Source organism: Castellaniella defragrans (assembly GCF_014203015.1).
Classification (GTDB): Bacteria; Pseudomonadota; Gammaproteobacteria; order Burkholderiales; family Burkholderiaceae_B; genus Castellaniella; species Castellaniella defragrans.
Genome location: NZ_JACHIB010000021.1, coordinates 45,340 through 59,146 on the forward strand (window position 1 = coordinate 45,340; position 13,807 = coordinate 59,146).

General features: G+C 61.7%; 12 protein-coding genes. 7 read left to right on the forward strand and 5 right to left on the reverse strand.

Annotation, left to right across the window (positions count from 1 at the left end; genetic code table 11):
* The first annotated feature begins 75 nt into the window (after positions 1-75).
* From HNR28_RS16185 to HNR28_RS16215, 7 genes are all read left to right on the forward strand, one after another.
* A complete protein-coding gene (locus HNR28_RS16185; protein ID WP_244978335.1) occupies positions 76-852 on the forward strand; it encodes a TorF family putative porin in 777 nt (258 codons plus the stop codon).
* Between the two features lie 48 nt (positions 853-900).
* Positions 901-981: a K(+)-transporting ATPase subunit F gene (gene kdpF, locus HNR28_RS16190; protein ID WP_113931806.1), complete on the forward strand. Its 81-nt coding sequence runs from the start codon at positions 901-903 to the stop codon at positions 979-981.
* Between the two features lie 130 nt (positions 982-1,111).
* Positions 1,112-2,815 (forward strand): potassium-transporting ATPase subunit KdpA, encoded by a 1,704-nt coding sequence (gene kdpA, locus HNR28_RS16195; protein WP_113931807.1) that lies wholly within the window; start codon positions 1,112-1,114, stop codon positions 2,813-2,815.
* A 9-nt stretch (positions 2,816-2,824) separates the two neighbouring features.
* Positions 2,825-3,499 carry a K(+)-transporting ATPase subunit C gene (gene kdpC, locus HNR28_RS16200; protein WP_113931808.1) on the forward strand — a complete coding sequence of 225 codons (675 nt, stop codon included), beginning with the start codon at positions 2,825-2,827 and terminating at the stop codon, positions 3,497-3,499.
* A 14-nt stretch (positions 3,500-3,513) separates the two neighbouring features.
* Positions 3,514-5,613 (forward strand): potassium-transporting ATPase subunit KdpB, encoded by a 2,100-nt coding sequence (gene kdpB / locus HNR28_RS16205; RefSeq protein WP_113931809.1) that lies wholly within the window; start codon positions 3,514-3,516, stop codon positions 5,611-5,613.
* An 83-nt stretch (positions 5,614-5,696) separates the two neighbouring features.
* Positions 5,697-8,438, forward strand: a complete 2,742-nt coding sequence (locus tag HNR28_RS16210; RefSeq protein ID WP_113931893.1) for a sensor histidine kinase — start codon at positions 5,697-5,699, stop codon at positions 8,436-8,438.
* Positions 8,422-9,156, forward strand: coding sequence for a response regulator (locus tag HNR28_RS16215; protein ID WP_113931810.1), 735 nt, complete (start codon positions 8,422-8,424; stop codon positions 9,154-9,156). Before HNR28_RS16210 ends, HNR28_RS16215 begins: the two co-directional genes overlap by 17 nt.
* A gap of 28 nt (positions 9,157-9,184) precedes the next feature.
* Here the strand turns inward: HNR28_RS16215 and HNR28_RS16220 are convergent, their stop codons facing one another.
* The 5 genes from HNR28_RS16220 to parA all read right to left on the reverse strand — a co-directional run bounded on the left by HNR28_RS16220 (position 9,185) and on the right by parA (position 13,673).
* On the reverse strand, positions 9,185-11,170 hold the full coding sequence (locus tag HNR28_RS16220; protein ID WP_113931811.1) for a relaxase/mobilization nuclease domain-containing protein: 1,986 nt from the start codon (positions 11,168-11,170) through the stop codon (positions 9,185-9,187).
* Positions 11,171-11,630: 460 nt separating this feature from the next.
* Entirely contained in the window at positions 11,631-12,227 is a 597-nt protein-coding gene (locus tag HNR28_RS16225; protein WP_151023899.1) for a S26 family signal peptidase, read from the reverse strand.
* Complete coding sequence (locus HNR28_RS16230) at positions 12,224-12,757, reverse strand: DUF2840 domain-containing protein (RefSeq protein WP_151023898.1); 534 nt, start codon at positions 12,755-12,757, stop codon at positions 12,224-12,226. The genes HNR28_RS16225 and HNR28_RS16230 overlap by 4 nt, the downstream gene beginning before the upstream one ends.
* Entirely contained in the window at positions 12,754-13,038 is a 285-nt protein-coding gene (locus HNR28_RS16235; RefSeq protein WP_151023897.1) for a chromosome partitioning protein ParB, read from the reverse strand. The genes HNR28_RS16230 and HNR28_RS16235 overlap by 4 nt, the downstream gene beginning before the upstream one ends.
* Positions 13,035-13,673, reverse strand: a complete 639-nt coding sequence (parA, locus tag HNR28_RS16240) for a ParA family partition ATPase (protein WP_151023896.1) — start codon at positions 13,671-13,673, stop codon at positions 13,035-13,037. The genes HNR28_RS16235 and parA overlap by 4 nt, the downstream gene beginning before the upstream one ends.
* Positions 13,674-13,807 lie beyond the last annotated feature (134 nt).

The following is a 13,807-nucleotide window of genomic DNA, read 5'->3' on the forward strand; positions in this document are numbered from 1 at the left end:
ACTTCACTAAACTCGTGTGCGACAGCGAAGATCCTCATAATTTACGTAGAATTTATGCGTGGAGATTGTTCATGAATGGAAAATTTACGCGCCTTCACTGAATACTTGGTTGCATGGGCATTTCGCTATTCGTTCGCGAGAAAAATCATGCATTTCGAAAAAATTCAGGCGATTAGAAAGGTCGTTGCTGCGATCAGCGTGCTGCTGCTTGGGGCGGCAACCAGCGTTCAAGCGCAAGTCTCCGGCAATGTTGCATTGACGTCGGACTACGTGTGGCGCGGCTCTTCACAGACACGTGAGAAGCCAGCGGTTCAAGCAGGAGTCAAGTACGCCCACGACTCCGGCTTCTATGCTTCGGCCTGGGGTTCCAACGTCAAGTTCAAGCCAGATAACAATGCCAGTAGCGAATTCGATATCGCTCTGGGCTGGAGCGGCAAGCTGGCAGAAGACTGGGCGCTTGATGCGTATTACCTGCGCTATCAATACCCCGGTACACAAGGCTCCCCCAACTGGAACGAAGTCAACGCGGCGCTTACTTGGCGCGACAACTACTGGCTGTCGGTGGGGCGCTCCACGAACGCGATGGCCAGCAAGACAACTGGTACCTATGCGCTCATCGGCGTGCGATACCCCGTCAATGAAAAATGGCGTTTCGAGGGCACGCTAGCGCGCTACTTCCTGGACAGCGCCTACGCGGATAGCTACACCCACGGCTCCCTGGGCGTGGTGTGGGGATTTCAAGCCCCATTCGAGGCAAGGCTGACGCTGCACGGGACGGACTCCGCCGCAAAAAGAATGTTTCCCAGTATGGCGGGCTCTCGTGTTGAGTTCGCTCTGCAAGCCTCTTTCTAGAAATCATTAACTTGCCAGCAGCCTGGCAATTCTCAATAAAGGTGGATCATGAATTTGATTATCGGATTGATATCGTTCGGATTATTTGCATATTTGCTTTACGCACTGATTAGGCCTGAAAAATTCTGATCACAAAATTATTCAAATCAATCGAGGTGCATTTATGGGTGATTTCTTGTTTTTGGCATTGGCTTGCGGATTTTTCGTAATCACGGCGGGGTTCATCGTTGGCCTCGAAAAAATTTGATCGGAGTCCAAGATGACTGTCGACATTGTCCAATTCGCCATCATCCTTGTGATCATGACCGGCCTGGTCGTGGTGCTCGGGAAATGGATGGCACGTCTTTTCACAAGTCCTGCGCATAGTTTTCTGGAGCGTGGTACCTATCGAGTTCTTGGCGTTGACCCGTCGGAGAAGATGTCATGGAAACGCTACGGGATGGTGCTCGTCCTGAGCAACGCCACCATGATGCTCCTTGGCTACGTTCTGCTGCGCGTGCAGCAGTATTTGCCTGGCGATGCGCTGGAGAGGGCGTCTCAAACGCCTGATCTGGCATTCAATACTGCGGCTTCTTTCATCACCAACACCAACTGGCAAGCCTATTCAGGCGAAAGCAGCCTGTCCAACTTCTCACAAATGGCGGTCATCACCTTCTTGATGTCCGTTAGCGCAACAACGGGCGTGGCTGCCGCAGGGGGGTTCATCCGGGGCCTGAGCCGCAGGTCCACCGGCGACATCGGTAACTACTGGGTGGATTTCACTCGTGTGCTCTATCGGCTCCTGCTGCCACTGTGCTTCGTGATGGCACTGGTTTATGTCTGGCAAGGCATGCCGCAAACGCTGAGTGCCGACGCAGTTGTCGCCACGCTCGAAGGAGCCAAGCAGCAGATCATCATGGGGCCGGTCGCGAGCTTCGAGACGATCAAGCACATCGGCACCAACGGCGGTGGCTTTTTCGGCATGAATGCCGCACATCCGTTCGAGAATCCGACGCCGCTGACCAACACGCTGCACATGCTCAGCATGCTGCTGATCCCATCTGCGCTGACTTACACGTTCGGCTCGATGATCATGCGCCGCAGGCAAGGCTGGGCCTTCTTTGGCGCCTTCGTTGTGATGTTCGTAGGCTTTCTTGCGTTGATCTACAACGCGGAGCATAGCGGCAATCCGATGTTGACGCCCCTGGGCGTGGATCAGACGCAAAGCGCTCTGCAGGGTGGCGGCAACATGGAAGGCAAGGAACTGCGCTTTGGCGTGGCTCAAAGCAGCATGTTTGCAGCAGTAACCACAGCCGCAACCACCGGCTCGGTGGACTCGATGCACGACTCCTACACCCCGATGGGCGGTTTCGTTCCGTTGGCGCAGATGATGCTCAACAACGTATTCGGTGGTGATGGCGTGGGTCTGATCAATCTGGTCACTTACGCCATCCTCACGGTGTTCCTTGTGGGCATGATGATCGGCCGCACTCCTGAGTTTCTTGGCAAGAAAGTCGAGGCACGGGAGATGAAGTACGTGATGATCGCCGTGCTCGCCCATCCGTTGAGCATCCTCGGATTCACGGCCATCGCATGCCTGGTCCCGGCCACCATGGAAAGCTTGGCCAACCTCGGGCCACACGGCTTCAGTGAAGTCCTGTATGCGTATACGTCAGGCACGGCGAACAACGGCTCTGCGTTTGCGGGCCTGAATGCCAATACGCCTTTCTTCAATACGACCATCGGCCTGGCCATGCTCGTGGGCCGCTACTTCACGCTGCTGCCCATGCTCGCGGTCGCTGGAGTAATGGCAGCCAAGAACAGCATTCCGGCCAGCGCAGGAACGCTCTCGACAGCCACGCCCCTGTTCACGGGGCTGCTGGTTTTCATCGTCCTCATCGTCGGCGGACTGACTTTCCTGCCCGCTCTCGCTCTGGGTCCCATCGTGGAGCACTTACTGTTGCTCACGGGCCAGACCTTCTAAGGAGTAGCTATGACTGAAATTCAAACACAAGTCAGCCCGGCTGTGACATCGGCATTCAGCGGTGTCACCCGCCCGGTGCTTGTTTCTGCCGTGCTCTTCATGATCGTGACCGGACTGGTGTATCCACTGGCCACTACTGGTGTGGCCCAACTGCTCTTTAGCGATCAGGCGCAAGGCAGTTTGATTACTCGCAACGGACAGGCCGTCGGCTCGCGTGTCATTGGCCAGCTTTTCACGCAGCCTCAGTATTTCCATGGCCGCCCCAGTGCCACCTCCGGCACTGACCCGAACGATCCAGCCAATTCGATCGACCAGCCGTACAACGCTGCCAACAGCGGCGCGAGCAACCAGGGGGCGCTGAGCAAGAAACTGCTCGACGCCGTGGCAGAGCGCACCAAAGCCTACCGGGAGGAAAACGGTCTGGCAGCTGACGCGAAGGTACCGGTCGATGCGGTGACCGCATCTGCCTCCGGCCTTGACCCGCACATTTCGTTAGCGAACGCCCGGCTGCAAGTGCCCCGGGTGGCAAAGGCGCGCAATGTGCCTGAGAAGGATGTGCTGTCGGTGCTGGAACAGAACACAGCGCAACGTCAGCTCGGCGTTCTTGGCGAACCCCGCGTCAATGTGCTGGAACTCAACCTTGCACTGGACGAGGCCTTCAAGGCCCGGCCAGTCACTCAATAAAGCTGGGAGTTTTTATGTCCCAAACAAAAGTCATCACGTCTACTAATAGCACCGGCCCATCTGGTAAGCCGCCAAACCCTCAGCCCGGCGCCCTGCCATGGTCCTCGATTATTGGTGAAGCGTTCCGTAAGCTGTCTCCAAGGGTGCAGATGAAGAACCCAGTGATGTTTGTCGTGTATATCGGCAGCATCGTGGCAACGGTTCTGGGGATTCAGGCTGTGCGAGGAGATGGCGACGCCCCGGCGGGCTTCATCTTTGCAGTGGCTGCCTGGCTCTGGTTCACCGTGCTCTTCGCCAACGCAGCCGAGGCATTGGCCGAGGGCCGCGGCAAAGCGCATGCTCAAGCGCTGCGCGCCTCTCGGCGGCGAGTGGTTGCCCGTGTGCTCAAGGAACCTAAGCTAGACGGTACGAGCTGGCCCGTCCCCAGCGACGAATTGGCCGTGGGTGCTTACGTCCACGTCAACGCCGGAGAAACCATCCCAGCGGACGGTGAGGTACTGGTTGGGGTTGCCTCCGTCGATGAGTCAGCCATCACAGGGGAGTCGGCCCCGGTGATCCGCGAGGCTGGGGGCGATCTCAGCTCAGTTACCGGCGGAACCCGCGTGCTCTCAGACTGGATCATCATGCGCGTCACAGCGAAGCCTGGTGAGGCGTTCCTTGACCGCATGATCGCCATGGTTGAGGGTGCCAAGCGAGGCAAGACACCTAACGAGCTTGCGCTGAACATCCTGTTGGTCGCCCTGACGCTGATCTTCCTGCTGGTGTGCGTGACCCTGTTGCCGTTCTCCATGTTCGGCGTACAGGTCAATGGCGCAGGGCAGCCGGTGAGCATCACGGTCCTCATTGCCTTGCTCGTGTGCCTGATCCCGACCACCATCGGCGCGCTGCTATCGGCGGTCGGCATCGCCGGCATGAGCCGGATGATGAACGCCAATGTTCTGGCGACCTCCGGCCGTGCGATCGAAGCTGCTGGTGACGTTGACGTGCTCCTGCTCGACAAGACTGGCACAATCACCCTAGGCAACCGTGAAGCCGTCAGGTTTGTACCCGCTCCAGGCCTCTCGGAGCAGGCTGTTGCCGACGCTGCCTACCTGGCTTCGCTGGCCGACGAAACGCCGGAAGGCCGTTCCATCGTGACGCTGGCCAAGCGCAGCTTCAATGTCAAGCCTCGGACACTGGATGGTGCGCAGCCCATTGCATTCAGTGCGATGACACGCATGAGTGGCATCGACATCGATAATCGGCAACTGCGCAAAGGGGCTGCATCGGCGATTCGTGCCTATGTGGAGCATGCCGGTGGGACGTTCCCTGAGGCCGTCAATCTGACAGTCGAGGAAATTTCTCGGCGCGGCAGCACCCCCCTGGTTGTGGCTGACGGCCCCCGCGTCATCGGTGTGGTTGAACTCAAGGACATCATCAAGCATGGAATCAAGGAGCGCTTCGCCCAGCTGCGTTCCATGGGCATCAAGACGGTCATGATCACGGGTGACAACAGGCTTACCGCTGCCTCGATTGCCGCTGATGCTGGAGTGGACGACTTTCTTGCAGAAGCGACGCCTGAAGACAAGCTCAGCCTGATCCGCAAATACCAGGCCGAAGGCCGCTTGGTGGCGATGACGGGAGACGGCACCAACGACGCACCCGCCCTTGCACAGGCTGACGTGGCAGTGGCCATGAACAGCGGCACTCAAGCCGCGAAAGAAGCGGGCAACATGGTGGATCTGGACAGCAATCCCACCAAGCTTCTGCGTGTCGTCGAGGTGGGCAAGCAGATGATCATGACGCGAGGGGCATTGACCACGTTCAGTGTAGCGAATGACCTGGCGAAGTACTTCGCGATCATTCCGGCCGCGTTCGTCGCCACTTATCCGGCATTGGGAGCATTGAACGTGATGGGCTTGCACAGTCCCAGCTCGGCGATTCTATCCGCGGTGATCTTCAATGCGCTGATCATCGTCGCCTTGATACCGCTTGCCCTACGTGGCGTGAAATATCGGTCCGAACCTGCATCCCACCTGCTCAGGCGCAATCTACTGATCTACGGGGTCGGTGGCCTCATCGCGCCGTTCATTGGAATCAAGCTGATAGACATTCTACTGACCCCATTCTTCTGAAATTTAATCCTATGGAATAATTGGGCAACGCTAAAAACGTTGCCCAAAACTCTAGGACGTTACCGAGTTACGAGGACCGCCTTATGGGAGCGACCCAACCCATAAAATCCGACGCCATACTGGGTGAACTCAAGCGAGAATCTGCCGGGCGGTTGACGGTATTTCTGGGTGCTGCGCCTGGCGTTGGCAAGACCTACGCCATGCTGGCCCGTGCGCGAGAACTGCACCGCCAAGGGGTGGATGTCGTTATTGGTATCGTCGAAACCCATGGCCGTGGCGAGACCCGGGCTCTGGTCGAGGGGCTCCCACTGCTGCCTCGCAAAACAATTGAGTATCGAGGGCGGCAACTGGAGGAAATGGACCTGGATGGCTTGCTAGCACGCAAGCCGGCAATTGCCTTAGTAGATGAGCTGGCCCATCGCAATGCCCCTGGAAGCCGTCATGAGCGGCGCTGGCAGGATGTGGAGGAATTGCTCAACGCCGGTATCGACGTTTACACGACGGTCAATATCCAGCATCTGGAGAGTGTGAACGACGTTGTGCACCAGATTACAGGTATTCGAGTAAGCGAGACTGTTCCTGACACTATTTTTGAGCGTTTGCGTGACATTCGTCTGGTCGATTTGCCTGCGCGCGAACTGATAGAACGTCTGAACGATGGGAAAGTCTATATTCCCGAACAGGCTGCGAGAGCGCTACAGGCGTTCTTCTCACCGTCCAATCTCACCGCCTTGCGTGAGCTTGCAATGCAAACGGTGGCGGAGCACGTCGATGTCGACCTTCGCGAAAAGCGTGCCGCACGCGGGCTGGCAGGCAGTCCCATCCAACACCATGTGCTGATCGCCATTGATGGCCGGGGACAATCCGAATATCTCGTGAGAGCGGGTTCCAGAATGGCCGAGCGACGTGGCTCGCCATGGTCAGTGGTCACCGTAGACACAGGAAGGTCTGCCGACGCGACACAGCAAGTAGGCAGCATCGCCCAGCCGATCTCATGGCTCAGAAGGAACGCGCGTGCTGAGCAGCAACGTTTGATGGAGATCGACAAGGCTTTTGCGCTAGCGCGCAATCTTGGCGGGGAGACGGAGGTGATGAACAACACCGACGTCACGCAGGCATTGCTGGACGCTGCGGAAGCGCGCGGCGCAAGATCCATTGTGATCGGTCGCACACGCGAGCGTCCTTTCGCCCGAATGTTCAACCGTACATTGACGCAGCAACTGCTTCAGCGCGGCGCTCGCTACGAACTGACGATTGTCAGCACACCGCAGGCGCGGCAGCAGACGATATATTGGACGGACACGGCCAGCAGCCGAATTACGAAACGGGAAGTCTCGCTGATTCTTCTGGCCAGCGCTGCCGCCATAGGTTCAGCAGCCTTGGCTGAACGAGTTCTAGGATTACAGGATCTGTCGCTGATCTTTCTCGTCGCCGTTGTGCTGGTCGCGTCACGCACTCGCATGGCGTCAGCAGTTATCACTGCAGTTCTCTGCTTCTTGGCCTATGATTTCTTCTTTATCGAGCCAAAGCTTACCTTTCTGATCAGCGCCCCTCGGGGCGTCGCAACCGTAATGCTGTTTCTCGCAGCAGCACTGATCGCGGGGCGCTTGGCTTCGCAACTACGCAGACAAGTAGTGGCACTGCGAGCCGCCAACACTCACGCTACAGCAATGCAGAAATTGGGACGCCAACTTGCCAAGGCAGCCGATCTTGGACAGGTTATTGCGTCAGGCGCCTCGATACTAAGATCGACCCTTCATGCCGAAGCATGGATACGCATCAACGGGGAATCGGGGCCTACCGCAGCCACAACCCCGCTTACCGATAAAGATTTGATGGCGGCGGACTGGACGCAACAACACGGACAAATGAGCGGGCGTTACACAGACACCTTGAGTAGTTCCAGTTGGCTGTTCCTCCCAGTGCGTTCGGACAAAGACGCGCTAGGCGTGGCCGGACTAAGGTTCCGGTCGGATATGGGTCGTCTATCGTTTGAGCAGCGCCGCCTCGCAGAAAGCATGGTGGAAGACATTGGTCAGGCGGCGCTACGCACGCGGTTGGTATCACAATTGGAGGAGGCGCGGGTCACGGGAGAAACGGAGCGTCTGCGGTCCGCGTTGTTGTCATCCGTGTCGCACGATCTGCGCTCGCCCTTGTCATCGATGATAGGGGCGGCCGACAGTCTGGCGCGGTACGGCAAGAACATGGGAACGGAGGATCAGCAGAGTTTGCTGGAAACCATTCATATTGAGGGCGAACGCCTGGATCGCTACATTCAGAACCTGCTCGACATGACGCGACTTGGGCAGCAGGGCCTGACGTTGACGCGCGACTGGATCGGTATAGACGAATTAGTGGGGTCGGCGTCAAGGCGTCTGCAACGGTACGAGCCGAATATCCGCCTGGAGCTCGACATTCCCTCGGGGCTGCCGCCGATTCATGTCCATCCCGCCCTAATCGAGCAGGCTTTGTTCAACGTGATGGAAAACGCGGCAAAGTTCTCCCCTCTGGAAGTTCCCATCCACGTGAAGGTCCAGCGCAATGAAGATGGTCAATTGCAAGTAGACGTCTCGGACCGTGGTCCCGGCATTCCAGAAGACGAACGACGACGCATCTTCGATATGTTCTACAGCGTGGAGCGTGGCGACCGGGGCAAGCAAGGGACTGGTCTGGGATTGACGATAGTCCAAGGCATCGTGGGCGCCCATATGGGCAGCGTCCAGGCACTGCCCGGACGGGAAGGCAAGGGAACCACGATCCGTCTGACCTTGCCGTGGGGCGAATATGCCAAGCAAGAGGCGAAAGAAGATGATGGGACGACCTAATGAATCGACTGCGAGCGCGCCGGCTGCCAGGATTCTTGTAATCGATGATGAACCGCAGATTCGCAAGTTCATCGACATCAGTTTGCGTTCGCAGGGCTATGCCACCCTGTTGGCAGGAACGGGACGCGAGGGACTAACGCTGCTAGCCAGTAAGGGGGCGGATCTCGTCGTTCTTGATCTGGGGCTGCCGGACAAGGACGGAAAGGAAGTTCTCAAAGAGCTTCGGCAGTGGTCACGCGTGCCTGTCATAGTGTTGACGGTGCGGTCCGGCGAGGAGGAAAAGGTAGCCTTGTTAGATGCGGGCGCTAACGATTACGTGACCAAACCATTCGGTGTCGAGGAACTCATGGCGCGTATTCGCGCATTCCTGCGAACCGTAGGATCTGGTCTGGAGGAAGGTCCAGTCTATGACGATGGGACTGTCAGCATAGATCTGGTAAACCGGGAAGTGACGGTTCATGGCCAGATCGTCACTTTAAGTCGTAAGGAGTTTTCTCTACTGTCTCTATTGGCTCTCCAACCAGGACGGTTGATCACGCAAACGCAAATTTTAAGGGAACTGTGGGGACCGACGCACGACGAAGATGCTCACTACTTACGCATTCTTGTCGGCAAGTTGCGTCACAAACTTGGAGACGATGCTTCCGCACCCCGTTATATCGTGACTGAACCTGGGGTTGGACTGAGATTCATCGCCAAGGAACGACAAACGGCTTGAACTGAATACTGTGATCGGTAGCAAGTGGTTAGCCGATTGATTGCCCGCGTTGCCGACCAACTTCCCAAGTCGCCCTGCCGCTGCGCACTGTCGCTGCAATCTGCTGCCCTAACCGCTGCTCGATCACCGGCTTCCAGGGCACCAGGCTGAACCCCATGCCGTCATCGAGCATCGCATAGCGCCCGCTGGCAAGCATGACGGAGCGCCGGTAGATGCCAGCCACGCGCTGTCCGTCGGCCACGGGGCGATGCTCCAGGCCCGTTTCGGCCGTAATGTCCTTGGCGACCTGTGCCAACTCCCGGTTGCGCAGCGTGCCCAGCAGGTTGCGCGCCAGGATCACGCGCTGCCCGCGCCGCTCGGCCAGCCCCTGCTCGACCAGAAAGTCGGCGCGCTGTTGCATGGCCTGCTTGGCGTCGCCACCAAAGCCCAGATCGCCCAGGCCCGAGCCGCCGCCGATCAACTGCTGGTCGAGCCAGGTGGACCCGATCACGCGGGCCTGCCGCTCGATGGGCAGGTGCGATTTCAGTTCCACGGCCACGCCGCCCAGGCGCTGCGCGTCGTACTGGCGGCCTTGCTCGGGCAGATCGCCCGGCACCTTCCATAGCCCCTCGGTCACGCGCTCCACGATGCCGGCCCGGCGCAGGGCTTCAAGCCGGCGAACGTGGGCCGCCACAACCTCCTGCGGGTCGCGGCCCGGCACGGCCTGGCCCTGTGCCACGGCCAAGTGATGGTCGGTACGGTACAGGCCATTGCTCGCCAGCGCGGCGATGTTCCTGTCGGCCGCGCGCACGTCGGCCGATCCCTTCACCTCCACCACGGCCCCGGTCGGGTAGTTCGCCAGCTCGTCGCGGGCATTGAGCGCGACGTAGTGCGCCTTGCCGTCCACCCCGTCGATGACCAGATAGCCCCGGTCGCGCAGCTCGTCGGCCAGCCCCTTCGCGGCCACGCGCCCGAGGATAGTTCGGCCATCGTCGCCCGGCTCGAACACCACCAGTTCTCGCGGCTGCCCACTCATTGCCCGCTGCATCGTGCGGATGATGTCGCCACGCTCGCCCAGGGCGCGCAGGGTCTTCTCTGCATCGGCATGAACGGCCCAGGTGCCCGGCTGCGTCTCGTCGGCCAGGCCCATGCGCTGCAAGCGTTGCAGGCGGCCGATCAGCAGCAGGCGTTGGCGCTGCAAGCGGGGTTCGTTGAGCCGTTCGACATGCACCAGGCCATCGTCGCCGGCCTCGCGCTTCAAGGTGCGATCCAGGCTCGTCCACCGCTCTTGCTCCACCTCGCGCTGCAAGGTCTGCTGGATCTCCAGCTCGGTGCGCGGCCCCAGCCATTCGGTCGCCAGTTCGGCGGCCCGGTGGCGGAGGCCGTCGGCGATGTAGTCGCCCGCGATGATGAGGTCTTTGCCCGTGTCGTCACGTCCGCGCACGACGATGTGCGTGTGCGGGTTGTCGGTGTTCCAGTGGTTGACCGCCACCCAATCGAGGCCGGTGCCCAGATCGGCCTTCATGCGGCCCATGAGGTGGCGCGTGTAGGTGCGCAGGTCTTCCAGTTCCGCGCCGTCCTCGGGGGCGAGGATGAAGCGGAAATGGTGCCGGTCGTCGGCGCAGCGTTCCTTGAAGGCGTCGAGGTCGGCGGCATCGGTCTGCGGCCCGTAGGCTTGGCCCGGCTCGCCATCGCGGCCCACACCGTCGCGCTCGATGTAGCGCAGGTGCTTGGCAAGCGACTGCGGGCTGGCCTGGCGCTGGTTGACCAACAGCGTCTTGATGGTCACACGCCGAGACATGGGCGTCAGCTTCGCCCCGGCGAAGCGCGCCGCCGTGTGGCCGCGCCCCAGGCGCGAGCCGGGCCGCTGGCCGGTGCCCCTCCCGGTGCCGCTGGCAGTGCCAGGACGGCGCACAGCGGACTTGCCGCTGCTGGCCTTGCCTGCCTGCTTGAGCACCTTGGAGACGAAGCCCTGGCCCCGATTCTTCGGGGCGCTGGGGCGGATGCGGAAATCGTCGTCGCGGCGGTCGGTCATGGCTGCGTTCCCTGCAAGCTCCGGCGTGTCCGGTCGTGCGAAGCACGCAGACATGCCCGCATCGGCGCCGGCTTCGCGCCACAAGCGGCACGGCGGCGAAGCCGCTGCGTGCCGCGCAACCCCCATGTGCAGACTGGCTTTTGACGCGGCCCGGTGCCGCGTCCTTTTGTCTTGCCTTCCGCCTTTGCCCCTCGCTGGCGCTCCGGGCAGCGGCGGCCCGGCGGCGCTGCTGCGCGAGCAGCCAGCGCGCCGGCGAACGCGGACACGGCCGCAGGCCGGGCGCGTTCGAGGCAAGACGCCTGCACGTTGGACGGCTGCGCCGAAGGCAACGCGAAGTGCGGTGCCCAATGCGTAGGATTGGCACCCGCACTGCACGCGCGACGACACGGCGACGAACAGCAGAACGACACGCCCGATGGCACGATGAGATGCACGGCGACGTGCAGCGAATCGACGGCCTTCATGGGCGGGATTCCAGCCAGACCGGATGCGCGACGCCGATCACGGCGGATGCGCTGACCGGCCCGAAATACCGGCTGTCGAACGACGCCGGGTTGGTCACACTCAAGAGGAACAGTTCGCCGGGTTCGAGGCGGCGGCATTGCTGCCAGGATGGCAGCGGCCGGCCCCAGCGGTCAGCAGGCAGCACGGCGGCCGAAGGCACGCCGTCGATGCGGACAACGCGGCCAGTGATGCACACCTCCTGGGGCGCGACGGCGCCCACGCGCTTGAGCAGTGGCACGCGCGCCGGCAGGTAGCCGCGCTGCGCGGCCAGCGCGGCGGCATCTGTCGGCACCGTGGTCAGGACGATGCTGTCCACGGACAAGGGACGTGGCAGCGAGCCGGCACCGTGGTCCAGCGGATCGACGCGATACCAGCCGACCGCCACGCTGTCGGACGGGTTGTAGATCAGGCGCGGCAGAGGCTGCACGAAGGACGCCCAGGCGAGCGCAGCGAGGCCGCAGGCGGACAGGCCCGCCAGCACGAGGCGAGCGCGCAAACGTGCGCGGGGCGAGCGAGGACGCGGCGCGGTGCCGGCAGTGGAAACGGCGGTCATGGCAGTGCCCTCGCAGTCAGCCAGGCGGCGTGCCGCTCGGCGGTGTATTCGGGCAGCGGCAGGCGGGCAGCGAGCCGGTTGGCGAGCGTGCGCCAGTACGCCGGCGAGACGCGGACGGGCGCGATGCCCAGCGCCTCGATGGCGTCGATGCGCTCCAGCACGGCGCGCACCTGCATCTCGCCTTCGGCGTGCAGCAGCAGGCGCGCGCCCGGCTGCACGCCGGGGATGCGCTGCGCCGCGTCGAGCGGCGTGCAAGCCTGCATCACCATGAGCTGCCAGCGGATCGTGCCGTAGTCGTTGGCTTGCCAGCGGATGCGGCAGAACATAGCGCCCGGCAGGAACACCGCGCAGCGCCGCCAGCGGTCGAGCTGGTGCGTGCGCGCGGGTTCGCCGAAGCGCAAATAGAGCTTGAAGCGCGGTTCGATGTAGGCCAGTGCCACGCGCGTCAGCGGCGCGCTGGCAGGCTGGCCGGAAGGTGCTGCGAGCGCAGCCGTAGCCGCGCCAGCGGCAGGCGAAGCGGATGCGGTCATGGGGTGTTCTCCCTGCGGTGTTCTGGAAACTCCCGCTCCAGCAGGCCGCGCAGCAGGTCGGCCGCGGTCACGCCCTGCGTGAAGGCCGACACCTTGATGCGCGCTCGCATCGCGGGCGTGATGTCGAGAGTCAGGCGGGCGGTGTAGAGGTCGCCCTTGTTGAGCGCATCGGCGTCGCCCTGGCGAATCCACGCCTCGGCATGCGGATTCGCGGGCGGACGCGCGCCGATGCCGACGCGCTTGGCCGTGCGTTTGCTGTTCGGTGGCGGCTTCGTTGTCATGCCGGCCACCGCAGCAGTTCGTCCACCAGCGCGGTGATTTCGCGCGCGGCGGCGCTGTCCGGCGCCGTCTCGCGTGCAAGCCGGCCAGCGGCAACGCTGTCGGCGAACACGATGCGCTGATGCACTTCCGCGTGCAGCGCAGGAAGCGGCTGGTCGGCCAGCGCCTGGCGCGCTTCGCGCCCGATCACGGTGGTACTGACGCGCCGATTGATGACGAAGGCCGCGCGCAGCGCAGGCCGGAACACCTGCGCCTCGCGGATCAGCGCCACCATCTCGGCGCTGGCCCACAGGTCGTAGGGGCTGGGCTGCACGGGGATCAGCACGTGCTCAGCCGCCAGCAGCGCGGAGCGCGCCAAGGCGGCGATGCGCGGCGGGCCGTCGATGACGACGTGATCGGCCCGTCTGGCGAGTTCTGGTGCTTCCTGATGCAGCGTTTCGCGCGCGAGGCCCACGGCGCTGAACAGCCGTGGCAAGCCTTGCTGGCTTCTGCGCTGCGTCCAGTCCAGCGATGAACCCTGCGGGTCGGCGTCCAGCAGGACGACGTGCTGGCCGCGCATCGCAAGCTCCCCGGCGATGTGCGTGGCGAGCGTGGTCTTGCCCACGCCGCCTTTTTGATTGAGCAGAGCGACGATCATGGCACGGCCCCCCATGCTGGAAAGCCGGACTTTTGCTGCTGCGCTTGGAGCCGAGTGATGGTTGTCCACCGCAGCGGCGTTTCTCTACTAAAAGTTAGAGAAATTAAGTTAGGGAAGTTAGAGCGCGCGCAAAC

Bases quoted from the DNA above. Each gene is read 5' to 3' on its own strand.
- kdpC (WP_113931808.1), top strand. From the start codon at position 2,825: ATGACTGAAATTCAAACACAAGTCAGCCCGGCTGTGACATCGGCATTC.
- kdpB (WP_113931809.1), top strand. From the start codon at position 3,514: ATGTCCCAAACAAAAGTCATCACGTCTACTAATAGCACCGGCCCATCT.
- parA (WP_151023896.1), bottom strand. From the start codon at position 13,673: ATGATCGTCGCTCTGCTCAATCAAAAAGGCGGCGTGGGCAAGACCACG.
- HNR28_RS16215 (WP_113931810.1), top strand. From the start codon at position 8,422: ATGATGGGACGACCTAATGAATCGACTGCGAGCGCGCCGGCTGCCAGG.
- HNR28_RS16210 (WP_113931893.1), top strand. From the start codon at position 5,697: ATGGGAGCGACCCAACCCATAAAATCCGACGCCATACTGGGTGAACTC.
- kdpA (WP_113931807.1), top strand. From the start codon at position 1,112: ATGACTGTCGACATTGTCCAATTCGCCATCATCCTTGTGATCATGACC.
- HNR28_RS16225 (WP_151023899.1), bottom strand. From the start codon at position 12,227: ATGACCGCCGTTTCCACTGCCGGCACCGCGCCGCGTCCTCGCTCGCCC.
- HNR28_RS16235 (WP_151023897.1), bottom strand. From the start codon at position 13,038: ATGACAACGAAGCCGCCACCGAACAGCAAACGCACGGCCAAGCGCGTC.
- HNR28_RS16220 (WP_113931811.1), bottom strand. From the start codon at position 11,170: ATGACCGACCGCCGCGACGACGATTTCCGCATCCGCCCCAGCGCCCCG.
- HNR28_RS16185 (WP_244978335.1), top strand. From the start codon at position 76: ATGGAAAATTTACGCGCCTTCACTGAATACTTGGTTGCATGGGCATTT.
- kdpF (WP_113931806.1), top strand. From the start codon at position 901: ATGAATTTGATTATCGGATTGATATCGTTCGGATTATTTGCATATTTG.
- HNR28_RS16230 (WP_151023898.1), bottom strand. From the start codon at position 12,757: ATGACCGCATCCGCTTCGCCTGCCGCTGGCGCGGCTACGGCTGCGCTC.